This window comes from Winogradskyella wandonensis, assembly GCF_004346845.1.
Lineage (GTDB): Bacteria > Bacteroidota > Bacteroidia > Flavobacteriales > Flavobacteriaceae > Winogradskyella > Winogradskyella wandonensis.
The window spans coordinates 714,699-737,990 of sequence record NZ_SMGI01000001.1 but is presented as its reverse complement, the minus strand read 5'-3'; the positions used below and the strand labels follow the sequence as shown (position 1 = coordinate 737,990).

Annotated in this window: 19 protein-coding genes; 8 read left to right on the top strand and 11 right to left on the bottom strand. The window is 34.9% G+C overall.

Annotated features, from left to right (window positions below):
* Nucleotides 1-1,290: an MFS transporter gene (locus DFQ05_RS03395; protein WP_132703568.1), complete on the top strand. Its 1,290-nt coding sequence runs from the start codon at nt 1-3 to the stop codon at nt 1,288-1,290.
* Here DFQ05_RS03395 and DFQ05_RS03390 read toward each other — a convergent pair.
* The 7 genes from DFQ05_RS03390 to DFQ05_RS03360 all read right to left on the bottom strand — a co-directional run bounded on the left by DFQ05_RS03390 (nt 1,268) and on the right by DFQ05_RS03360 (nt 10,840).
* Nucleotides 1,268-2,605, bottom strand: coding sequence for a M24 family metallopeptidase (locus DFQ05_RS03390; protein ID WP_132703566.1), 1,338 nt, complete (start codon nt 2,603-2,605; stop codon nt 1,268-1,270). The genes DFQ05_RS03395 and DFQ05_RS03390 overlap by 23 nt on opposite strands.
* 91 nt (nt 2,606-2,696) lie before the next feature.
* Nucleotides 2,697-2,879 (bottom strand): hypothetical protein, encoded by a 183-nt coding sequence (locus tag DFQ05_RS03385; RefSeq protein ID WP_132703564.1) that lies wholly within the window; start codon nt 2,877-2,879, stop codon nt 2,697-2,699.
* Nucleotides 2,880-2,976: 97 nt separating this feature from the next.
* On the bottom strand, nt 2,977-3,339 hold the full coding sequence (locus tag DFQ05_RS03380; protein WP_132703562.1) for a methylglyoxal synthase: 363 nt from the start codon (nt 3,337-3,339) through the stop codon (nt 2,977-2,979).
* Nucleotide 3,340: 1 nt separating this feature from the next.
* Complete coding sequence (locus DFQ05_RS03375; protein WP_132703560.1) at nt 3,341-4,201, bottom strand: BadF/BadG/BcrA/BcrD ATPase family protein; 861 nt, start codon at nt 4,199-4,201, stop codon at nt 3,341-3,343.
* 81 nt (nt 4,202-4,282) lie between these two features.
* Nucleotides 4,283-5,284: a type I glyceraldehyde-3-phosphate dehydrogenase gene (gene gap / locus DFQ05_RS03370; RefSeq protein WP_132703558.1), complete on the bottom strand. Its 1,002-nt coding sequence runs from the start codon at nt 5,282-5,284 to the stop codon at nt 4,283-4,285.
* Nucleotides 5,285-5,312: 28 nt separating this feature from the next.
* Nucleotides 5,313-6,299 carry a 6-phosphofructokinase gene (gene pfkA, locus DFQ05_RS03365; RefSeq protein ID WP_132703556.1) on the bottom strand — a complete coding sequence of 329 codons (987 nt, stop codon included), beginning with the start codon at nt 6,297-6,299 and terminating at the stop codon, nt 5,313-5,315.
* Nucleotides 6,300-6,439: 140 nt separating this feature from the next.
* Nucleotides 6,440-10,840 carry a translocation/assembly module TamB domain-containing protein gene (locus DFQ05_RS03360; RefSeq protein ID WP_241974201.1) on the bottom strand — a complete coding sequence of 1,467 codons (4,401 nt, stop codon included), beginning with the start codon at nt 10,838-10,840 and terminating at the stop codon, nt 6,440-6,442.
* Nucleotides 10,841-11,005: 165 nt separating this feature from the next.
* Between DFQ05_RS03360 and tsaD the strand changes: the two genes are divergently transcribed.
* The 7 genes from tsaD (at nt 11,006) to DFQ05_RS03325 (ending at nt 17,546) form a co-directional block, all read left to right on the top strand.
* On the top strand, nt 11,006-12,028 hold the full coding sequence (gene tsaD / locus DFQ05_RS03355; protein WP_132703554.1) for a tRNA (adenosine(37)-N6)-threonylcarbamoyltransferase complex transferase subunit TsaD: 1,023 nt from the start codon (nt 11,006-11,008) through the stop codon (nt 12,026-12,028).
* A 481-nt stretch (nt 12,029-12,509) separates the two neighbouring features.
* Nucleotides 12,510-13,127, top strand: a complete 618-nt coding sequence (locus DFQ05_RS03350; RefSeq protein WP_132703552.1) for a peptidylprolyl isomerase — start codon at nt 12,510-12,512, stop codon at nt 13,125-13,127.
* A gap of 2 nt (nt 13,128-13,129) precedes the next feature.
* Complete coding sequence (locus tag DFQ05_RS03345) at nt 13,130-13,834, top strand: 16S rRNA (uracil(1498)-N(3))-methyltransferase (RefSeq protein WP_132703550.1); 705 nt, start codon at nt 13,130-13,132, stop codon at nt 13,832-13,834.
* Between the two features lie 9 nt (nt 13,835-13,843).
* Nucleotides 13,844-14,485 carry a DUF4159 domain-containing protein gene (locus tag DFQ05_RS03340; RefSeq protein WP_132703548.1) on the top strand — a complete coding sequence of 214 codons (642 nt, stop codon included), beginning with the start codon at nt 13,844-13,846 and terminating at the stop codon, nt 14,483-14,485.
* Between the two features lie 237 nt (nt 14,486-14,722).
* The gene (locus tag DFQ05_RS03335; protein ID WP_132703546.1) at nt 14,723-15,220 is read left to right on the top strand and encodes a TrmH family RNA methyltransferase; all 498 of its coding nucleotides are present in this window, start codon (nt 14,723-14,725) and stop codon (nt 15,218-15,220) included.
* A gap of 52 nt (nt 15,221-15,272) precedes the next feature.
* Nucleotides 15,273-16,361, top strand: coding sequence for an AI-2E family transporter (locus DFQ05_RS03330; RefSeq protein ID WP_132703544.1), 1,089 nt, complete (start codon nt 15,273-15,275; stop codon nt 16,359-16,361).
* Nucleotides 16,362-16,367: 6 nt separating this feature from the next.
* The gene (locus DFQ05_RS03325; protein ID WP_132703542.1) at nt 16,368-17,546 is read left to right on the top strand and encodes a THUMP-like domain-containing protein; all 1,179 of its coding nucleotides are present in this window, start codon (nt 16,368-16,370) and stop codon (nt 17,544-17,546) included.
* Here the strand turns inward: DFQ05_RS03325 and pdeM are convergent.
* Genes pdeM through DFQ05_RS03305 form a run of 4 tightly spaced genes read right to left on the bottom strand, consistent with a single transcriptional unit; the run spans nt 17,536 to nt 23,257 of the window.
* Nucleotides 17,536-18,183: a ligase-associated DNA damage response endonuclease PdeM gene (pdeM, locus tag DFQ05_RS03320; protein ID WP_132703540.1), complete on the bottom strand. Its 648-nt coding sequence runs from the start codon at nt 18,181-18,183 to the stop codon at nt 17,536-17,538. The two genes, DFQ05_RS03325 and pdeM, sit on opposite strands and share 11 nt — an antisense overlap.
* Entirely contained in the window at nt 18,184-20,637 is a 2,454-nt protein-coding gene (locus tag DFQ05_RS03315) for a ligase-associated DNA damage response DEXH box helicase (protein WP_277871515.1), read from the bottom strand.
* Nucleotides 20,634-22,223, bottom strand: coding sequence for an ATP-dependent DNA ligase (locus tag DFQ05_RS03310; RefSeq protein ID WP_132703538.1), 1,590 nt, complete (start codon nt 22,221-22,223; stop codon nt 20,634-20,636). The genes DFQ05_RS03315 and DFQ05_RS03310 overlap by 4 nt, the downstream gene beginning before the upstream one ends.
* Nucleotides 22,220-23,257, bottom strand: a complete 1,038-nt coding sequence (locus DFQ05_RS03305) for a ligase-associated DNA damage response exonuclease (protein ID WP_132703536.1) — start codon at nt 23,255-23,257, stop codon at nt 22,220-22,222. The genes DFQ05_RS03310 and DFQ05_RS03305 overlap by 4 nt, the downstream gene beginning before the upstream one ends.
* Nucleotides 23,258-23,292 lie beyond the last annotated feature (35 nt).

Below are 23,292 nucleotides of genomic sequence, written 5' to 3'. Positions count from 1 at the left end.
ATGACAGACAATCAAACCGAAAAAAAGCAGCCTCTGTACGTTATATTATTACTGATATTTGCCGCAGAGGCTATTTTTATTTTACCATTTGTTCTACAGCGTATTTTTAGGACAACATTTTTAGAATCCTTTAATATTACGCAAACCCAACTCGGTGTTTGTTTTTCGGTTTATGGTATTGTCGCTTTATTTTCTTATCTGTTTGGTGGTCCACTCGCCGATAAGTTTAAGCCAAATCAATTAATGTCTGTCGCGCTAATTCTTACAGGATTAGGTGGATTGTATTTGGCCACTTATCCCAGTCTTTACAAACTACAGATACTTTATGGATTTTGGGGATTTACAACCATATTTTTGTTTTGGGCAGCAATGATTAAAGCAACAAGAATTTGGGGCGGAAAAAACAAACAAGGGATTGCTTTTGGATTTTTGGATGGTGGTCGTGGTTTAGTTGCTGCTCTGTTTGGTTCAGTCGGTGTTATGATTTTTTCACTATTTATAACAAAAGATATTGAATTAACATCGGTTGAAGAACGCCGTATTGCTTTCGAAAAAGTAATAACTTATACCTCTTATGTGGTAATCGCAGTCGGAATCATCGTCTATTTCTTTTTAAAACTAAATTATGAAGATTCTAACAAAACAGAATCTAATGCTAAACTTATTACACTTCAAAATTTTAAAACCGTTATCCAATACAAAGCAGTTTGGTTATTAATGATAATCATTTTATGTGCCTATTACGGATATAAAATGACCAATCTTTTTAGTCAATATGCAGAACAAGTCATGTACTATAATAAGATTGAAGCTGCCGAAGTCGGAACTTATTTATTATATCTTCGACCAATCATTGGAGTTGTTATTGGACTTTTGGCTGATAGAACTAGAGCAAGTTTATGGATAATTGTCGGCTTCTTTTTAATGGCACTAACTAGTCTACTATTTGCATCCGGAATTATTACTAACTCAACAAATTTATTGTTTGCCCTTTCAATTGGTTTAATGGCTGTTGGCGTATATTCAGCAAGAGTTTTATATTTCGCCACATTAGAGGAAGCAAAGATACCATTAGCTGTTACTGGTACTGCCGTTGGCTTTATTTCTGTGATTGGCTACACGCCAGATATCTTTACAGGACTAATCAATGGCTATTTTTTAGATAATTACAATCAAGTTGTTGGTAATCAAATCGTATTTGGTGTAATGGCCGGATTTTCGCTAATTGGACTTGTAGCTTCATATACATTTTACAAACACTCTCAGTCTAGTTCCCTTGATGTGCTTTAACTCTTGGAACGGTTAACAGTTTTGTTTGCCGTCCATTGACATATCTAAACCCTTTTTCTCCCCAAAAACCTGCTTCTTCGAGCATTATTCTAATGTCACGTTTCCATTCGGGAATTGTAACCGTGGTGTTTAGTTCAATAGCATAAACCGTATTTTCGTGCAAAGGATAATCGCCATTTACAGGGACACCGTCTTGAGAATCCCACATGCCTAAAGTTGTACCAGACGAATGGCCATAAGTACCTAACGGATGTGTATATATTGCAGGTCTCAATCCTTCTGATTTTGCTTGATTTAATGATTCTAATAAAATTTTATTTCCAGTTTTTCCTGTTTCAAAATTACTGGTAAAAATATCCTGAACGCGATTACCATCTTTTAAAGCGTTTTGTAAAAATTTAGGAGGTTCAGTTTCATTTGGCTTTAAAACATAAGCTAATTCCTGGCAATCGGTATTGAGTCTTAAATAGGTAATTCCAAAATCGCAATGCAGTAAATCTCCTGGAAGAATTACCATGTCCTCAGGACGATTTGAAAACGCATACAAGTGATTTCCTAACTTTTCGGCAGTACGTTGCACATCTACTGTAGGATGAAACCAAGTTTCTAAGCCAAGAGCTGTCACTTTATCTCTCATCCACCACTCTACATCGGTTGTGGTGGTAACGCCTGGTGTAATCACTTTTTCCGAGAATGCCTCTGCAATAATATCGTGGGTGATGTCTACCAATTGGTTGTAAATAACCATTTCAGTTTCGGTTCTAGTTTCAATCCAGCCAATGGCTAATTTTTCAGCAGATTTTACTCTATTTTTATAGGTGTTTGGCAGATTAGCCATAAACGCTTCGTAATCTGTTTTTACAATGCCATCACAAATATTAAAATTGTCGGAATAATTAAGTCCGATAGATTTTGGGTTTCGTTCTTCAATAATCTGCATCAAACGTTTCCATTGATTGGGTTCTTTTTCTTTATCCCATGCCGAATTTATATTTTCTCCAAAATTATAACGAGCTACAGCGAATTTTTCAATTGTGTTTTGAGCCTTATTCCTATAAAACACTAAAATTGTTCTACGCCTGGCGTTCAACCATGTAGCGGGCAACATCGTTTTAAGCACTGGGTCTTCGTTATATTCTCTAGAAATCAGAATCCACATATCAAAGCCTGTGTCATCCATTAGCTGTGGTAGTAAGTTATCGAATCTATCCTTTAGAATATTATCTACAACTTCAGCGCGTTGTCGTTCTGGTAAGATTTGCTGGGCATGAAGACTTAGAGTAAAACAGACAACAAATATGTAAATCGATTTCATAAAAATGTATTTAAGACTACTAATTTACTTAAATAGACTGCATAAAAAAAGAGCTCCGAAGGGAACTCTTTTTTTATTATAGTTTATGCTTTTAGTGAGCTGCCGCTTCACGCTTAGCTTTTTTCTCTTCTCTTATTTCTTTTAGGCGCTCGATTGAGGCTCCGAAAACCCAGTAAGGTATAACGAAAGTTAAAAGGAAAATCATTAACCAAAAACCAATAGTTAAAATGGTTAAAAACGCTAAAAATCCTAAATACTGATCAAATTCGAACATAATGCTTTCTTTTGTTTATAAGATGTAGCAAAGATAAAACCAAAATATAAGTTTTACAATAGCTAATTGCAGATTTATTAACAGGTAATAAACACTACTAAACGGCCTTAATAAGTAACTGTGCTGTTGCAGGATTAGTGGCTAAAGGCACATTGTGTACATCACATAATCGCATAAGCATCAAAATATCAGGCTCATGCGGATGTCTATCTAAAGGGTCTCTAAAAAACAATACCATCTGACATTTACCTTCTGCAACTCTGGCTGCAATTTGTGCATCACCTCCTAGCGGTCCTGAAAGTAAGGCATTAACTTCGAATCCTGCTTTTTTAACTTTATCTCCGGTAGTCCCAGTAGATATAAGATTTATTTTCTTTTGATGTAATATGTCGCGATGCTCATTTAAAAACTGAACCATATCCGCTTTCTTTCCATCGTGTGCTATTAGCGCAATTTCCATTTTATAAATTATTGATATGATAATCTACCAATCCATCTATTGGGCGTCTTACAAAATTGCCAACAGTATAACCATATTCTTTAGCTACTTCATGAATTTCCTCTTGAGCAAAAAAAGCAATAGACCCGGCAAAATGAACGGGCACTGTTTTTAGCTCTTCTTTAAATTGAAGAATCATACTTTCAGTAAATACCCTAAGTCCTTGTTTAATTAGCTCATGTATGTATTCTGAATCCTTATTTAAAAACATAAACTCTGCGAAACTTGCTAGGTATGCATTTGGATTTGCCTGTTTATAAAGATTAAACTTTATGTAATCTGCATCTAGATTGTACTTATGCTCAAACGCCAATCTAATGGTATCGGGCATTTTATTAAAATAGTAATCTCTTAATAATTGTTTACCATAATAATTTCCGCTAGCGTCGTCCATAATGGAGTAACCTAAACTCTTTACACGTTGGTGTAATTTTTTTCCGTCAAAGTAACTACAATTAGAACCTGTACCCATGATACAAACAACAGCTGCTTCTTCATTATGATTTAAAGATGACCTAACAGCTGCCATGGTATCTTCTTGAACTTCTACGTTTGCATTGACAAAAACATCTTGTAGTACTTCTGTAAGTGTCTGTTTTGGCTTTTCTGTTCCGCAGCCTGCTCCATAGAAAAACACATGAGTTACTTCTCTTTTTAATTCTTGAAGTTCATCACTTTTTTTTAATATTTTTCTAAGTTTGCGCTCTTCTAAAATTGCAGGGTTTAATCCCTTAGTCCTAATTTTATTTGTAGCTAATTGGCCGTCACTGTTTATAGCAATCCAATCGCATTTGGTAGAACCGCCATCTGTTATTAAAATCATTTTGTATGCTTTTAAAAAAAATTCCGTAGTACTACACTATTTATATAGGCCTACGGAACTTTTACATTTTGTATTTAAAAATTATAAGGCGTTAACTTTCTGAGCTAAGTCCACTAATTTGTTAGAATATCCAAACTCATTGTCGTACCAAGATACAAGTTTAAAGAATGTTGGATTTAATTCGATTGAAGCCTCCGCATCAAAAACACTTGTTTGAACTTCACTAACAAAATCTTGAGATACTACGGCATCTTCAGTATATCCCATAACACCTTGCATTTCTCCTTCTGATGCAGATTTTATCGCTGCTTTAATAGCCTCCAAAGATGTAGCTTTTTTAGTCTTTACTGTTAAATCTACAACAGAAACATCTGCCGTTGGCACTCTAAATGCCATTCCTGTTAACTTTCCGTCTAGTTCTGGAATAACTTTACCAACAGCTTTTGCAGCTCCTGTTGATGTTGGTATAATATTATTAATTGCAGATCGCCCTAAACGATAATTTTTACGTGAAGGTGCATCTACAGTAAATTGCGTTGAAGTTGCCGCATGAATTGTTGTCATTAAGGCTTCTTCGATACCAAAATTATCTTCGATAACTTTTGCTAAAGGTGCTAAACAGTTTGTTGTACATGATGCATTAGAAACTATCGTGTCGCTAGCTTTTAGTGTATTGTCGTTTACACCCATTACAAACATAGGTGCATCTTTACTTGGGGCAGATATAACAACTTTCTTTGCACCACCATCGATGTGGTATTGTGCTGTTTCTAAAGTTGTAAATATACCAGTACATTCTGCAACAACATCTGCGCCTGCTTCATCCCACTTTAAATTTTTAGGGTCACGTTCTGCTGTAACTCTAATAGTCTTTCCATCTACAACTAAGTGCCCGTCTTTAACTTCTACAGTTCCGTCGAAACGACCATGAACAGAATCGTACTTTAATAAATATGCTAAATGATTAACGTCTAATAAATCGTTAATTGCAACAACATCTACGTCATTTCTTTTTACTGTTGCTCTAAAAACGATTCTTCCTATTCTACCGAATCCGTTAATTCCTAATTTTAAATTTGCCATCTTTCTATCTTGTTTTATTATTTCTATTTTAAATTGTCATTATATCCGAAACTCTTATAAGTTCCATGTTTATTTTCGATTTTCCTTTTACAGCTTGGTCAAACGGTGTTAAATCCATAACATCATTTTTAAGACCAACCATATAATTACTTTTACCTATAATTAAGCTCTCTACTGCCTTTACACCCATACGGCTTGCCAAAACTCTATCAAAGCACGACGGAGAACCACCGCGCTGCATGTGTCCTACAACAGAAACTCTGACTTCGTATTCGGTCATATTTTCTTCAACATAATCTGCGAGTTCAAAAACGTTTTTTCCTATTTTATCACCTTCGGCTACAACGACTATACTCGAGGACTTTCCAGAGCGTTTACTTCGTCTTAAAGATTCTAAAAGCCTATCTAATCCTAAATCTTCTTCAGGAATTAAAATTTCTTCTGCACCTGCTCCAACTCCTACGTTAAGAGCAATGTGCCCAACATCGCGGCCCATAACCTCTATAAAAAATAATCGGTTATGAGAACTTGCAGTATCTCTTATCTTATCTATGGCTTCTACAGCAGTGTTTAAAGCTGTATCGTAGCCTAGAGTGTGGGTAGTTCCAAAAATATCATTATCGATAGTGCCTGGAATTCCCATAACAGGAAAATTATATTCTTGATTAAAAATCATGGCTCCAGTAAAACTACCATCACCGCCGATGACTACAAAAGCATCTATTCCCGCTTTTTTAAGTTGTTTATGAGCCTCTGCTCTACCTTCTTTGGTTCTAAATTTCTTGGAACGAGCAGACTTTAAAATTGTACCGCCTTTATTGATTATACCCTTAACGCTTCGGGCGTCCATCTTTTCGAAGTCACCTTCAATCATTCCTTCGTATCCTCTATAAATACCGTAACATTCGATATCATGAAAGGCACATGTTCTAACCACAGAGCGTATCGCTGCATTCATTCCTGGAGAGTCACCTCCCGAAGTTAAAACACCTATCTTTTTTATTGTTTGAAGCATTTCCATCAGTTATTTACAGTAAAATTATGAAAGATAAAACACAATAATATGACTAAAATCATAAAAAAATGCCCTCGAAAATATCTCAAACGTTATAGTTAATAAATATTTACACGATTTATTAATAATATGGCAATTTTTTAATCTTTTTTGTTCTTTTCTTTGATAGAAATGAATTCTGGAGTTGGGTCTTCTTCTTTTGGCTTGTCCTTTTTCTCTTTTTCTTCGGATGCTTTGGCTTTAGCCTTTCCTTTAAAAATTTTTTGAAGCAATTCTTTAAAGTTATCGAACTCCACATTATAAGTAATTCCCACACCTTGCGTGAAATTTATGTCTTCTCCAAAATTTTGAATTCGGTTTTCTCTATTAAATACTATTGCTCGTAATGTACCATCATCGTTTAATAACCAATCTATCTGAACATCGCCAGCAATTGTTGTTTGTGTAGCGCTACCAAATGGAACACCAACGCGTCCATTGATTAAAACTTTATCAGATAGTTTTGTTTGTACTGTCACCGCTACTCTACTTTCTGTTTCGAAATTTGGGTTATTCTGAGCTAAATCTAAATCTACACCTACTTTAAAATCGTCATTATCATCACCAAAAATATTACTTATGATTCCATTAAGACGCTCTGAAATTGTACCTGAAACGTTTAAATCTGCTAAACCGCTAGCAAAGCCTCCAGTAGCTAATAAATACAACGCTTGGTTATCTCTTTCTTCTTTGGAGGACAGTCTATAATCTAACTCTGACTTTATAGTTGAGCCGACGCTAGGGAAACTAAACCTAAAATCAGGCTCAGGTCGTTCTAATTGGCCCGTAAGATTTATTTCTAAATTAACAGGTATAGAACGGTTAATTGGCGCATCTAATAAAACAGATGGATTTGTTGTTGTTTTGTATAACGCTTTAAGATTAATCTCTGCACCAAGTGGTGAGCCTGTCCAGGTAATATTTCCGCCTTCGACTACCGTAAATTTTTTCTCGGCAAGACCTCTGTACTTAAAATTATACTCACCTTCAGACACTACGAAATCACCATACATTTCAAACTTTCCGTTTGTATTTATAAAGAAACCTAAATAACCATTTCCGCGACCTTTTATGGTACTACCAGATTCTTTATCAATAACAATTTCTATTTCGGCATTAGGATTAACTACCAAATCGAATTCTAGATTTAAACCTTTAATCTCTGTATTTCTTGAAATTTCTCCTAATGCACGTTTTTCTTTTTCTTCTGGGCTTAAAAACTTTATATAAGAGTTGTCTCCAAAACTTTCTGCGTCATTGAGTGGAATATTAAATACAGTGCCCGGCTCGGTACGTCCATCTACTTTTATTGTTAAATTATCCGTATAGCCGTTAATTTGTGCATCACCAGATATAAATCCAGTTCCGTAATATAATTCGTCTTCGGATTCTTCTGTGTTTAGGACTAAAAGCCTATCGGCCGTTAAGTCCAAACCTAAGCGCCAGTCACTGAAATTATTGTGCTCTATAAATCCATTTAAGCGACCTGTAGAAAAATACTTTGTATCGGTTAAGGCTACATCATCAAATATAAATTGTTGATTTTTTAGTTCTACACGAGAATCGAAATCGAAACTTAAATCTACATTTAAATATGGAATACTAAGACCTGCCTTATCTAAGAGAAGTTCTCCTGTAATATTGGGTTTCTTTAAACTACCTGATACATTAGCTCGACCAGAAACTAGACCTCTGATATTACTTATCACACCTTCACCCAATGGGTTTAGCGGGTCGATTAAGAAATCATCGAAATTAACATTAACATCGATATTTGGTCGCCTTTTATTTATATCTACAAAACCATTAACATCTAGGGTTTTAATATTAGTGTTTTGTAATTCTATATCGACGTTATATTTTGTTAAGGAATTGTCGCCTTTTACAATTGCCTTAAGGTTGCCTAAATTGTATTGATTTACAGTAAATTGCTCTATCTCCACGTCTGATTTAGGTAAGAAACTCCCACTTTCCTGCAATAATGCTAATTTTCCATTAACGCGCCCGCCTAATGCCAAGCTATCTATTCTTGGTGTTATTTTAACAAGTTGTACATTATTGAAATCTAGATTAATGTCTTTGTAGGTCGAATCCCTTAAAATACCTGAGAGAAGAATTTCCTCTTCACCTTGATTAACTCTAACATCTTCGATAATAAAATTTTTAAAACTTTTATCGAATGTGATTTTATTAAGATTATCTTTTTCAGAATTAACAATCCAATCAAAACCTTTAAACTTAAAATTAGATTTGCGTAAACCGACTACCGAGGTGTTATCTTCATTGATTGTGTAGAAAAAGTTCATGTCGTATTGGTCTACTTCATTCTCTCCACCTTTAAATTCTGTTTTTACAAATAAAGTATCACGTTTTGTTACATTGATAAGATTGAAATCTGATATGTTATAGATATCAGAGTCTAACTTTTGTATTTCTATGAAGGTATTATAAACAGGGTTAGTGTTATCTACTTCTAAATTAATATTTGTTGCAATGTAATCTTTGAAAGAAATTTTTGGCGACTGAAAGTCTAACTCAAAGCCATTTGCATCTGTTTCGACACGGCCTTTAATCCTTGTGTTCTGTGAAAGACTGAGGTTCTTGTCGAAAATTGCTGCTATTTGATTATATATTTTGAAATTAAAATCGAGGTATTGATTTTCTGAAATTTCATGTGGTACGTAGTTGGTGTAAATACTTCCAAGAGCATTTTCTACAAGCTTTGCGACTTCCTCTATTTTAAACTTACCAACGACATCTCCAGAAATTATGTCTGGCGAATTTATTGTAATAGTTCTCACATCGTCGTTAAAGCTAGAAACGATAGCGAAATCTTTAAAGTTGTAAGACTCGTCTTGATTTTCGTAGGTTGTATTTCTTACATCGATTTTACCTCTAAGATTATCGTAAGTAGAGCCTGTAACCGCCATATTTACTAAACCTTTAAACTCCGAAATACTATCTCTAGTTACAAAATTTAGTGCTTTAAGATTTGCGTAAGTTACATCTGCTTTAAAATCAAATTTTCTAATTTCGTTAGATACGTCTGCCAAACCGTCAAAATCTAATAAGAGATTTGGGTCTTTTGCCTTAAGCTTCCCGTTAAAAATATTCTTACCAACATCTCCTGAAACTGTAATGTCAGAGTATCGGTAATTATTGTAGTCTAAGTAAGTAACTTCTCCCTTAATAAAGGTTTCAATAGCTTCAAGTTTAAAGCTAGAACCTTCTACATCGAGATTTAGAGAGGTGTTTTTTACAAGAGGGTCGTTTAGCAATTCTCCTATATTAAAATCTTCTAGGATGATATTTCCCTTGTAATCGGCATTATCAATGTCGTCTATATTGGTTAGCCTTAAATCAGATTTTACAAACCCAAGCTCTGTAGTTATATCTAAATCGGCATCAATTATTTCGTTTGTAATTACAGATGTACCATTTAACCTAAAATTACCCACTTTAGAGAAAACCGTCGGGATAGAATTACCTAATACATTTGGTAGAAGCGCTGTTAAATCGTTATAGTTTGATGAAAGATTGCGATAACGTCCGTCTAAAACAAAATTATCACCTGCGCCATTAAAGATATTTTTGAAATTAATATCGCCGTCGATTTTTGTGTTTCTAGAGGTACTGATTTTTAAATTATTGGCTTGCAAATTATTTAAAGTGCCTGACAAATCTACCTCTAAACTCGCACGTTGATTTGTACCAAACTCGTTATAAAAAGCATTAAGCTCACTTAGTTGCACATACGAATCCGAGAAGCTAGCCGAAACATTTACCTTATCTGTAAAGTCTTTTAAATCTTCGCGCTGGTAGTCAAACCGAAGATTACCCACTAAATTAGAGGCTTTTGTTTTTATGTTAAGCTGATTAAAACTCATATGGTCTAGAGCATATTCAAAATCGGCCATAAGATTTTCAACTTTAACGCCTCTACTATCTAAAAAAGAGAACTTGTTTATCCGTGTTCTTACTTCGGGACCATTGATTACAAAATTTGTTGCATTAGCATTAATCTCTGTAAACTCCAGTAGGTTATCAAGCGATTTATTTTCATCAATCAACCTAAACGTTCCGTTGTAAATAGACACATCGCTAGATGACAATAAAAATTCACTAGGTCCTTGACGCGGATTATCATCTTCAAAACGGTCTACAAAAATATCTAAATTGGTATCTGCTTCACCATTATAAGTTTTTAGATTAAATACTAAATCTTCGATATCTATATCGCCAAAAGTTAGCTTACCGTTGTAGAGATTGCTAATACTAATAATAGACGTATTAAGTTCTTGTATGCTAAAAAGTGTATCTAATTTGTAGTCTTTAATTAAGATTTCCTTAAGTTCCACATCACCGTTAAACTGAAGCCCAACCTTACCAATATTAATGTTGGTTTTATAATCTTCGTTAAGTCGTTTGGTTGCATATTTGCCAAGTCTTGTTTGTACGGCAGGAATAGAAAGAATTAAAACTGTAATAACAAAGAGCAACAAGATGATTCCTGTAATTTTTGCGATTATTTTTAGTACTCTTTTGATAGTTTTTAGCTCTTATTTAATGTGTGCAAAACCCTTATATTTGCACTTAGTTATACGACTTTAAAATAGTTTTGGTCTTTACCTATCAAAATTAACAATTATTGTGCCTAATCATAATTAATGTCTAAAGAAAATATTTACATTTTAGGAATTGAATCCTCTTGCGATGACACCTCTGCTGCTGTGCTTTGTAACGATACAATTCTTAGTAATGTTGTTGCTAGTCAAAAAATTCATGAAGACTACGGTGGCGTTGTCCCAGAATTGGCATCTAGAGCACATCAATCTAACATAGTTCCTGTGGTTAATCAAGCCATTAAAAAGGCTGGAATAACAAAATCTCAGTTGCATGCTGTAGCCTTTACTCGTGGTCCAGGTTTAATGGGCTCTTTGTTGGTTGGGACGTCCTTTGCAAAGTCTCTGGCCTACGGTTTGGATATTCCTTTAATTGATGTCAATCACATGCAAGGCCATATTCTGGCGCATTTTATTAGCGAAGACGATTATTTAAAACCACCTTTCCCTTTTTTGGCAATGACGATTTCTGGAGGTCACACACAGATAGTAAAAGTTAATAGGTATTTTGATATGGAAGTTATAGGCGAGACTATTGATGATGCCGTGGGCGAAGCCTATGATAAAAGTGGCAAAATTTTAGGCCTTGGTTATCCCGCTGGTCCACAAATAGATAAATTAGCCCAAAAAGGAAATCCAAAAGCATTTAAGTTTACGAAACCTAAAGTGGATGGTCTTAATTTTAGTTTTTCTGGGTTAAAAACAGCGATATTATATTTTGTGCAACGCGAAACTAAGGGAAACCCAGATTTCGTAAAAGACAATTTAGCCGATATCTGTGCGTCTATTCAATACACGATTGTTGGCATTTTAATGAATAAGTTAAAGTTAGCAGTTAAACAGACTGGAATTATCCACATTGCAATTGGCGGCGGTGTTTCGGCTAATTCAGGTATTAGAGCTGCATTGAAAAATGCAGAGCAAAAATTTGGATGGACAACCTACATCCCAAAATTTGAATACACTACAGATAACGCAGCAATGATTGCTATTGTTGGCTATTTAAAATATCTCGAAAAAGACTTTTCGGATTTTAACGTTATGGCAACAGCACGATTGAAGATTTAAAATGGCAAAATTAATTCAATTAAAGGCCCATAACTATTACTGGATTACAGCAATTTGTATCCTAATCTTAGGTTTATTTACACTTATTTCAAGTCAGGATTCATTCCTAGATATAAACATTTATGATACGTATTTTGTTGTTGCAGAATCTCATATTACATTTGTTTTATGTTCATTTTATATATTACTCGGTCTGTTATATTTTATATTCCATAAAGCTGATATTACATTAATACCTTGGTTATCGGGTTTGCATACATTAGTCTCTATTGGCGCATTCTTTATACACAAATTATTAGTTGTTTTCGTGTTTAGTCGGGGTTCCATGATTAGTGGTGATTCATCGATGATACAAAAATCTATTATTATATTAACCATGAGTGTTTGTATAGCTCAAATTCTATTTATATTTAATATTGTTTATAGCTCAATCAAGTATTTCAGGATAAGAAAAAAATCCACAATACAGTAACATTTAAAAATGAAACTACACTTACTTTTCTTAGTCTTCTTTTCCTACATCGGCTTTTCCCAAACCAATTACGAAAAAGCGTTAGACAGAGTATCGACTAAAACACAAGCAGAAATCTTTCTGAAACGTTATAAATCGGATGTCAAAGGAGAACTACTATCTATAACAAAAAATAATCCTGAAAATGCCGCACTCCTTCAATTACCTATCGGTGAAATAAAAACTGAAGAGCTTAACGGAAAAAAGGTGATTTACAAGGCCATTTCTAAAGGCAAAGGACAAAGCTATCGCATAAGTCTAATGGAGTTTGATAGTAACAAAACTACCATAGCCGAAATTAATTCGCTTCGGTCGTTTATATTAAAAGGGATTAAGAACGGTGAGCATAAATTTGAAAATTTAGCGCGGGTCTATTCCTCGCACCCAACAGCTAAAACCGGCGGTGACATAGGGTGGACGCCAGAAGGTACATTCTCCAAGCGTTTCGAAAACGTAATTAAAACAAAACGTATTGGGCAAGTTTTTAGCTATGACGAGCATCGCCAAAAAAAACATTATGTCGTTGTTAAAACAGAAGAAAACAAATTAGAAGATGTCGTGAACGTTTTAAAAATTACCGAGCTTTAATTATGCAATTGTTTTATAATCCAGATGTATTAGAACGTGCCGATAGTATCAGTTTTGATAAAGACGAGAGCCGACACATAGTTAAGGTATTGCGTAAATCCGTTGGAGATACGCTTTATATAACAAATGGAAAAGGTTGCTTATTTACCTGCGAATTAATAACTGTAGAGCAAAAACATTGCACCGCTAAAATTATTAACAAAACAGAAAAGCCAAAACCAAATTATAGTTTGCACTTAGCCGTTGCACCAACAAAAATGAATGATCGTTTTGAGTGGTTCCTTGAAAAAGCTACAGAAATTGGTATAGATACCATCACGCCATTACTTTGTGACCATAGCGAACGTAAAGTCATTAAAGCCGAAAGATTCGAGAAAATCATTCAATCAGCGATGAAACAATCGCTTCAGTTTTACTTACCAGAGTTAAAACCCTTAACGCCATTTAACGCGTTTATCAAAGAAGATTTTACTGGACAAAAGTTTATCGCCCATTGCGAGGAAACCGACCGAAAATCATTAAAATCTCAAATAAAACCAAACCAAAGTATTACTATCCTTATTGGCCCTGAAGGCGATTTTTCTGTTAAAGAAATTGAAACTGCTTTGCAACATCAGTTTATTCCTATTACTTTAGGACAAACACGATTGCGTACGGAAACAGCCGCCGTAGTTGCATGCCATACTGCAGCATTAATTAACGAATAAAAAAAGCACATGAAAAAAGGTTTTATCATTCTATTTATGTCATGTCTTTGTATTTTAAATGCCCAGAAAGTTGCCGTTTTAAAATATAGTGGCGGCGGCGACTGGTATAGTAATCCTACAGCCTTACCCAATCTCATAAAATTCTGCAATGATAATATTGAAACGAATATCACGGAGACCGTAGAAACTGTAGAAGTTGGTAGTACTGATATTTTTCAGTATCCGTTTTTGCATATGACAGGTCATGGCAATGTCTTTTTTAATGATAACGATGCTGAAAACCTTAGAAATTACTTGTTATCAGGAGGTTTTCTTCATATCGATGATAATTACGGGATGGAACCCTACATCACTAAGGAGCTGAAAAAAGTATTCCCAAATAAAGAGTTAATAGAAATTCCGAAAACCCACCCCATATTTAATGCAGAATATAATTTTCCTAATGGGCTTCCAAAAATCCATGAGCATGATGGTAAAGCACCAAAAGCCTTAGGTATTTTTCATGAAGGCCGATTATTACTACTATTTACCTTTGAGAGTGATTTGGGCGATGGTTGGGAAGACCCCGAAGTACACAATGACCCAGAAGAAGTTAGAGCGAAAGCGCTTAAAATGGGTGCAAATATTATGAAATATGTATTCGTGAATTAGAAATTAGATGAAGGAGATTAGAGAAGAGAAAATACGATATATGGGTAAATTTCCGCTTAGATTTAAGGTAGTAGCTATTATATTAGCTCTAGCTTTTATTTTTCAATCATTACATAGTATTAATTGGCATACTTACAAAATAAGTGGAGTTGAAATACATGCGCACAGTTCTTGTTTAGTTACCATGGATGCTGATAAAACACACCTTTCTTATTTTTGTAAAAAATTACACTGAAGGTGCAATTAACCCACTACAATTCAGAATTTAAAAAGCAAAGCTTTCCCATTACGATTGTTTGCGATAACGTAAGTAATGCGCCTAATATCGGTAGCCTTTTCCGGATTGCTGATGCTTTTGGGGTTGAAGAGCTTATCTTCTGTGGTGAAGACATTCCGCTGGGAAAACGAATGAAACGCACTTCTCGTTCTACTGAGAAATATGTAACGCATCGGCTCGAAAATGATATTCAAGAAGTTCTAGAACATCTAAAGTCTAATAATTATCATCTTATTGCCTTAGAAATTACGAAGAATAGTAAGCCTTTAGACAAATTTAAAATACCAGACAAAAAACCAATTGCACTTATTATCGGAAACGAAAACCACGGTATTTCAGAATCAGTCTTAAATCATGCTAATGATGTAATACATATCAATATGTTTGGTGAAAATAGTAGTATGAACGTTATACAAGCCACTGCAATTAGTTTATACGAGTTTACAAAACAACTTTAACCAAAATTTGTAGCGTTTAATTTATTTCAGCATCTTTGAAAAAACCAAACCAATGAATTCAAAAGTTATAGCTAATGGTATTTTACGCGCTGTGGGTATATTACTTGCCGTAGCTTTAGTTTTGTATTTTCTTTACCAAATACAGTCGGTCATCGTTTATGTATTGGTAGCTGCCGTGATATCTTTAGTTGGGCGCCCCATAGTTTTATTTCTTAGACGTAAACTAAAGTTTAATAATACTGTTGCCGTGGTCGTAACTATGGTATTATTTATTGGTGTTTTTCTTGGTCTCATTGGGTTATTCATACCTCTTATTGCCGAACAAGGCGATAACCTTGCACTGCTCGATTTAAAAAAACTACAAAACAATACCGAGGATTTGTATAACCAAATCGTAAACTATTTTGAGTTTAATAATATAGATGTCAAAGCCTCGATTAAGGACTCTGGTTTACTGTCTAAAATAGACTTCTCTTTAATTCCAGATTATCTCAACAAAATAGTAAGCGGTTTAGGTAGTTTTAGTATTGGACTGTTTTCAGTCTTATTTATTGTCTTTTTCTTTTTAAAAGACAGCCAGCTTTTCGAAAACGGCATTATGACGTTTGTTCCTCAAGGAAATGAGCCTAAAACCCGACGTTCCATTAATAAAATTAAAGACTTATTATCACGCTATTTTGGCGGTCTCTTGCTGCAAATACTAATCCTATTTGTTATTTACACGATTATTCTATTAATCTTCGGGATTAATAATGCCGCAGTTATCGCATTTTTATGTGCGCTCTTAAATCTAGTACCTTATGTCGGGCCACTTGTTGGTGGTTTTTTAATGCTGCTACTTAGCATGTCTAGCAATCTTGGTGAAAGTTTTAGCGAGGTTATTCTACCAAAAACCACCTATGTAATGATTGGTTTTGTTGTTGCCCAATTGGTAGATAATTTCTTTAGTCAACCTTTTATTTTTTCAAAAAGTGTAAAATCCCATCCGCTGGAGATATTTCTTATCATCATTATCGCTGGAATTTTATTCGGAATTGTAGGTATGATTATCGCCGTACCTACCTACACTGCTATTAAAGTAATTTTAAAAGAATTTTTATCCGAGTATAAGTTTGTTAAAAAACTTACTAAAGGCCTTTAATCACTTTTGAATTCTGAAATTCTAAATACCGAAATTCAAGCGTTTATAAACAAAAATTTAAAAGCAGATATCAATACACTTTTACTAAAAGGAATACCATTTAGCACTATTGATTCTAAAACACTTGTAGCGCAGATTGAAGCTAAGAAACGTTGTGAAAAAAAGTTGCCGACTTGGTACAATTCTCAACAAATCTACTATCCTAATAAATTAAATATTGAGCAAACATCGTCTGAAGCTACAGCAAACTATAAAGCTAATTTAGTCTCAGGCGAATCACTAATAGACATAACTGGCGGATTTGGTGTTGATACGTTTTACTTTTCTAAGCAAATTAAAAAGGTAACACATTGCGAAATTGATACAGAGCTATCTCAAATTGTAAAACATAATTATAAAAAATTAAAAGTAAATAATATCGAGTGTTTAAATGAAAACGGAATAGATGCCTTAAAACGAATTAATCAGCAATTTGATTGGCTATATGTAGATCCTTCTCGACGAGACAATACCCAAAAAAAAGTGTTTCTATTGACTGATTGCGAGCCTAATGTAAAAACATTTCAAGGTCTATTTTTGAAGTATTCTGAAAATGTAATGGTAAAAACGTCGCCGTTATTAGATTTGAAAGCGACGTTATCAGATTTAAATCACGTCAAAGAAATTCATATAGTAGCCCTAAATAACGAAGTAAAAGAGCTACTCTGGATTTTAGAACGAGATTATAAAGATGAAGTTTTAGTAAAATCAGTAAATCTTCGAAAAGAGACGCAACAACTTTTCGATTTTATGATAACAGAAGAATCACGAAATCACGCGCTATTTAGCTTACCTCTCACCTATTTGTATGAGCCCAATGTCTCAATTTTAAAAGCAGGCGCTTTCAATACTGTTAGTGCAAAATTGAATATCCCAAAGTTGCATCAACATTCGCATTTATATACTTCTAAAGATTTGATTGACTTTCCTGGAAGGCGCTTTAAAATTGAAAAACAAATACCTTTCAATAAGAAATCCTTCGCCAAAGAAAAAATCTCAAAAGCCAACGTCACTACACGAAACTTTCCATTATCTGTTGGAGATATTCGAAAAAAACTAAAAATTAAAGATGGTGGTAGTCTTTATTTGTTCTTCACAACTAATTTCAATGACGAGAAACTAATTTTGATTTGTTCTAAAATTTAAAAATCGATTCATCAGTAAACGCGTAACACGTTGCATTTTCAGGTTGCGCATGGATATTCAATCCTGTAAATAAACTAAAAGCAGGAAGCACCAATTGATTTGATGAAATTTGATAACAAGGTAACTTTAGTTTTTGTCGTCCCTTTCCTTTTATTAAAACACCTGGATGTGTGTGACCCGAAATAAAAAATACTTTGGTTGATGATTTAGGAGGTTCATGAATAAAGGTAAATGGCTCTAATACCAATTCTGCTTTTTCATGAATATTAAAATGGCTCAGCAGCTGCGTGGAAAGCTTATCATGATTACCTTTAATCAAAATAAGCTTTAAATCTATAAATTGAGTAAGCCACTCCTTAAAGGTTTTCATATCCGTATTGGACTCAGCATGAAACAAATCGCCAACAATCAATAAAATTTCAGTATTAAAATATAGAATTAAATTTTTCAAACGTTCCAAATCTTTTTGAAGAATATCGTCAGGCATCGGAATTCCATGACGCCTAAAATGCGCTGTTTTTCCAATATGAATATCGGAGAGAATTAACGCATTTTCCCGTTGCCAATATATAGCTCGATGATTGGTTAAGGTTAAAACCTCGTTTTTAATTGTGATATTTTCGGTGATGATTTTCATTTAATCCATCTTAAAGGCTTGTGCTTTTATCCGTTGAATTCGTTTATCTAAACTCTCGTTACTCATTGTACCGCGTAAACTATCTACTTTTAAAGGAAAGCTTAACGGTGTAAAAGACTTGGCACGTTTCACTATTATTTTACTTTTAGAAATACGTTCAAAAGCTTGCTGCAGTCGCGCTTCTTCTAATTGTTGGTTAAACACTTCGGTATACGCCTGTCTTAACAACAAATTATCAGATTCGTAATCTTCTAAAACTCTAAATATAAGACCCGAAGACGATTGAAGGCTTTTACTCGTCTTACGAGCGCCTGGTTGACTTTGTACTACCAAACCTGCAATAACTGCAATATCCCTAAATTTTCGAGATGCCATTTCCGATGCATTAATACTGGCAATGACATCGTCCATCAGATTTTCTTTTTTTAATATCTCTTCAATATTGCTTTCATTTATCGGAATGGATTGGTCACTGAGTAGTTCAAAACCATAATCATTCATAGCTATAGTAAATGTTAGTGCTTTGAGCTTACTTATTCTGTAGGCAATTAAAGCAGAAAATACTTCGTGTACGAGTCGCCCTTCAAATGGATACATAAAAAGATGATGCCCATCTTTAGTTTCTATGAGCTCTACTAAAAATTCATCTGCTTTTGGGATATGAGAATAGGCATCTTGCCGACTGACCAACGGATTTAAGAAACGTAATTCTTTTTCTAATCGACCTGGTTCTAGAGCATCTGATAATTTTAACCGTAAATAATGACTTAGATGTGATGTTAACGGCAATCGGCCACCTAACCAGCTAGGTGAAACAGCTTTCTTAGCCTTACTTCGCCTTACTAAGACTGTCATATCTTTGATTTGCACCAATTCTAAAACACGTCCTGCAAGTATAAAACTATCTCCCGGTTTTAATTTTGAAATAAAAAACTCTTCAACCATACCAATATAACCACCAGAGAAATACTTTACTTTCAAGTTGACTTCACTGACAATAGCACCAATATTCATGCGATGCAGCATGCTAATACGCCGACTTTTTACTTTGTATTTTCCGTCATCATCTAGAATTACTTTATGAAATTCCTCGTAAGAGTTAAGTGTTTTTCCGCCTTTTGTAATAAACTGAAGGCACCATAACCAATCTTCTCTGGAGAGATAACTAAAAGCGTGTGTTTGCTGAATGCGTTGACATAATTCTTTTTCCTCGAAGCCTTGCCCAACCGCTAACGTTACCATAAACTGAACAAGTACATCAAAGGTTAATACCACAGGCTCTCGCGATTCGATTTGTTTCTCTTTTATAGCCGTTTTTAGTGCGGATACTTCAACAAGTTCTAAGGAATGTGTTGGCACAAAATAAATTTTTGAACGCTCGTATGGCGAATGTCCACTACGTCCTGCGCGCTGCATAAAACGTGCAATCCCTTTAACAGAGCCAATTTGGATAACACAATCGACAGGCTTAAAATCGACACCTAAATCAAGAGAAGATGTACAAACTACCGCTTTTAAGTAGCCAGAAGCGATATTATCTTCAATCCAGTTCCGTAATTTTTTATCTATCGATCCATGATGTATGGCCAATAAGCCCGCCAAATCTGGCTGTGCATCGAGTAATAACTGGTACCATAACTCCGCTTGTCCTCTGGTATTTGTGAATATTAAGGTGGTGGTATTTGCTTCGATAATTGGTAGAATCTTATCAGCCATTTTAGCCCCTAAATGTCCAGCCCAAGGTAAAATCTCGATTTCATCAGGAAGTACGGAGATAATATCTAGTTTCTTTTCCTCCTTTGCTTTAACCGTCGTAATTTTTAAATCTGAATATGGCAATAGAACGCTGTTGGCTTCTTCTAAATTTCCGATAGTAGCAGTAATACCCCAAATTTGAAGCTCGGGTGAATAATGTCTTAGTTGATTTATGGCTAATTCTGTTAAAACACCGCGTTTATTTCCTAGAAGTTCGTGCCACTCGTCAATGGCAACACATTCTAAATTTTTAAACCATCTGGAATTATTTTTTTGAGAGAACAATAAATGCATGGTCTCTGGCGTGGTAAGCAATACATCTGGCGTTAAGCGTTCTTGCTTTCTGCGTGTAGCCGTTGGCGTATCACCGTTTCTTACTTCTACAGACCAATCGAGTCCAATCTCGTCAACAGCTTCGGTCATGGCTTTTGCCAAATCTTTTGCTAAAGAGCGTAACGGACTTATCCATAACAACTTTAAGCCTTTACCATAATGCTCTGGACGATTGAGATAATCGATAACGACCGCTAAGAATACAGAAAATGTCTTTCCAAAACCTGTTGGCGCAATAACCATACCCGAATAACCATCGGCATAACGTTGCCATGTTTGCATCTGAAACGTAAAAGGTGCATGACCTTTTTCTGCCATCCAGTTCTCTATAATTCGCAGACCTTCGGTTTGTTTAAAGTTTTTCAAGATGCTGTAATTAATTGCTTTACGCTTTCAATAGTATCTATTTCGTCTACTGGTTTATCTCTTCGCCATCTAGAAATTCTGGGAAAGCGTAAGGCTACTCCAGATTTATGCCTATTGCTTAGAGCAATTCCCTCGAAAGCGATTTCAAAAATAAGCTCTGGTTTTACAGTACGTACTGGACCAAATTTTTCAATAGCATTTTTGTTAACCCATTTAGAAATTTCGGTAATCTCTTGGTCTGTTAATCCAGAATACGCTTTAGCTATAGTCACCAAAGCATCATCTTTCTTTACAGCAAACGTGTAATCTGTATATTTTGAGCTACGCCGCCCACTACCCTTTTGGGCATAAATCATTACAGCGTCTATCGTTAATGGGTCAACTTTCCATTTCCACCAATCCCCTTTTTTTCGCCCAGTATGGTATGGTGATGCCTTTTGCTTTAGCATCAAGCCTTCACTATTAATAGTTCTAGAATTGGCTCTAATACGATATAAATCCTCCCATTTTTTAAAATTAACCAAATGCGATAATTTTACATGACTAGGTAACGCCATCAAACCAAAAAGTAATTCTAACACTTGTCGTCGTTCGGCAAATGGTTTTTCGCGAATATCTTCTCCATTAAACTCTAATATGTCGTAAGCGTAAAAACCAATAGGGACTTCTTCTAATAATTTTTTAGTGACATTCTTTCTATTTAGGCGTTTTTGTAAATCGTTAAATAACAAAACAGCACTGTCTTTAATAGCTAATATTTCGCCATCAATGACAAAATCGTCATTAAAATTAGACATGGCTTCTACCAATTCAGGGAACTGTTGCGTGACTAATTCTTCGCCTCTAGACCAGATATACACCTCATCATTACGCTTAACAATTTGTCCACGGATACCATCCCATTTTTGCTCTACAAACCAATCTTTAGGTTCTCCTAAATCTGGTAACTCTTTTTCTAAAGCATAAGCCAAACAAAACGGATAAGGTTTGGAATTATCGTAATTGATATGCTGTCCGTGTATTAACTCTTCAAAAGTAATTGAATCGATATCCCAATGACCTATAATGCTATGCATTAATTGATTTGCGTCAATTCCTGTTAGCTTTGCTAAGGCATTAACTAATGTTTTTTTAGAAACACCTATTCTAAAACTACCGCCAATTAACTTATTAAAAATTAAGCGTTCTTGCTGTCCTAAACCAGACCAAGCCTCTAAAACAAATGCTTTTTTTTCGTCATCAGATTTAGGTTTTAAGGCTTTTAATTCAGTCATCCATTCGCTTAGCGATAAATCCAAATGAGAGCTATTATTTGGTAAGAGCAAGGCCATTGTCTCGCCTAAGTCACCAACTGAACTGTAGCTTTCTAAAAACAGCCACTCCGGCAGGTTTGTAATTTCCATGCACCATTCCTTCATAAGACTTGTTTTTACAGGCCTAGAAGGACGTTTTCCTGTAAATAAGGCTATTAACCACAATTTATCTTTATCTGGCGCTGTATCAAAATAATTTACCAAAGCATCGATTTTGGCATTGGTCTTATTCGTAATCTCAATGGTACTTATTAAATCTGAAAACTGCTTCATTCCCGCTCTATTATTTCAGTTTCCTTTTCGGCTTTTGCTAAGGCTTCATCACCATATTCGGTTTTTAGCTCGTAGGCTTCTATACCAATTTCATTAAGATATTTCGAAAACACGGCTTGAGAGCCATGAGTAACATAAACTCGCTCTGCTTCTGAAGCTTTTACCGCTGAAATTAAACCATTCCAATCCGCATGATCACTTACGGCAAAACCTGCATCTACAGACTGCCAACGACGATTACCCCTAATTTGCATCCAGCCAGAGCAAATCGCTGTAGCAGGATTTGGTAAACGCTTGAGCATCTTAGAGCCTAGCAGCGATGGTGGCGCAATGATTATTTTATTCTGAAGACTATTTTTATCCAAATCTGCAGACCATAATTTTGATTTAGGTAAGTCTATCCCAGAGCCAGTAATTGCATCGTTTAAATTATAAATTGAACGGTGTACAAAAATATCGTCGGCACCATCTAAAAGCGATAATAAACGTTGTGCCTTACCTAAAGAATAACCAAAAAACACAGATGTTCTATTATTAGACTGATTGGTTCTTACCCAGTCGTGCAATTCGCTCTGAAGATTTTTTTCTGATTTCCAATGATATATAGGCAGACCAAAAGTACTTTCAGTAATAAACGTGTGACACTTAACAGAATCAAACGGTGTGGTTATAAAATCTGGTTGGGTTTTGTAATCACCAGTAAATACAACAACATAGCCTTTATACTCTAGTCGGATTTGAGCCGAACCAATAACATGGCCAGCAGGATAAAAGCTCACATTGACACCATTAATACTTATTGACTGTCTGTAAGGAATACTCTGAATATTAATAGCTTCGCCCAATCGATGTTTTAAAATCGCTTTTGAGTCATCTGTGCATAAATAATGTTTCATTCCCCATCGTGCATGGTCCGCATGGCCATGAGAAATAATAGCGTAATCTACAGGATACCAAGGGTCTAAATAGAATTTCCCTTTGGGACAATAAATTCCTTTTTTAGTGAACTTAATCAGTTGGTTGTCTTTTAACATAGCTTTACGAAACTATTGAAAAAGAAATTTAACCC

What these genes read in the sequence shown, in the direction of transcription:
- DFQ05_RS03395 (WP_132703568.1), top strand. Translation starts at nt 1, where the DNA reads ATGACAGACAATCAAACCGAAAAAAAGCAGCCTCTGTACGTTATATTA.
- DFQ05_RS03390 (WP_132703566.1), bottom strand. Translation starts at nt 2,605, where the DNA reads ATGAAATCGATTTACATATTTGTTGTCTGTTTTACTCTAAGTCTTCAT.
- DFQ05_RS03385 (WP_132703564.1), bottom strand. Translation starts at nt 2,879, where the DNA reads ATGTTCGAATTTGATCAGTATTTAGGATTTTTAGCGTTTTTAACCATT.
- DFQ05_RS03380 (WP_132703562.1), bottom strand. Translation starts at nt 3,339, where the DNA reads ATGGAAATTGCGCTAATAGCACACGATGGAAAGAAAGCGGATATGGTT.
- DFQ05_RS03375 (WP_132703560.1), bottom strand. Translation starts at nt 4,201, where the DNA reads ATGATTTTAATAACAGATGGCGGTTCTACCAAATGCGATTGGATTGCT.
- gap (WP_132703558.1), bottom strand. Translation starts at nt 5,284, where the DNA reads ATGGCAAATTTAAAATTAGGAATTAACGGATTCGGTAGAATAGGAAGA.
- pfkA (WP_132703556.1), bottom strand. Translation starts at nt 6,299, where the DNA reads ATGCTTCAAACAATAAAAAAGATAGGTGTTTTAACTTCGGGAGGTGAC.
- tsaD (WP_132703554.1), top strand. Translation starts at nt 11,006, where the DNA reads ATGTCTAAAGAAAATATTTACATTTTAGGAATTGAATCCTCTTGCGAT.
- DFQ05_RS03350 (WP_132703552.1), top strand. Translation starts at nt 12,510, where the DNA reads ATGAAACTACACTTACTTTTCTTAGTCTTCTTTTCCTACATCGGCTTT.
- DFQ05_RS03345 (WP_132703550.1), top strand. Translation starts at nt 13,130, where the DNA reads ATGCAATTGTTTTATAATCCAGATGTATTAGAACGTGCCGATAGTATC.
- DFQ05_RS03340 (WP_132703548.1), top strand. Translation starts at nt 13,844, where the DNA reads ATGAAAAAAGGTTTTATCATTCTATTTATGTCATGTCTTTGTATTTTA.
- DFQ05_RS03330 (WP_132703544.1), top strand. Translation starts at nt 15,273, where the DNA reads ATGAATTCAAAAGTTATAGCTAATGGTATTTTACGCGCTGTGGGTATA.
- pdeM (WP_132703540.1), bottom strand. Translation starts at nt 18,183, where the DNA reads ATGAAAATCATCACCGAAAATATCACAATTAAAAACGAGGTTTTAACC.
- DFQ05_RS03310 (WP_132703538.1), bottom strand. Translation starts at nt 22,223, where the DNA reads ATGAAGCAGTTTTCAGATTTAATAAGTACCATTGAGATTACGAATAAG.
- DFQ05_RS03305 (WP_132703536.1), bottom strand. Translation starts at nt 23,257, where the DNA reads ATGTTAAAAGACAACCAACTGATTAAGTTCACTAAAAAAGGAATTTAT.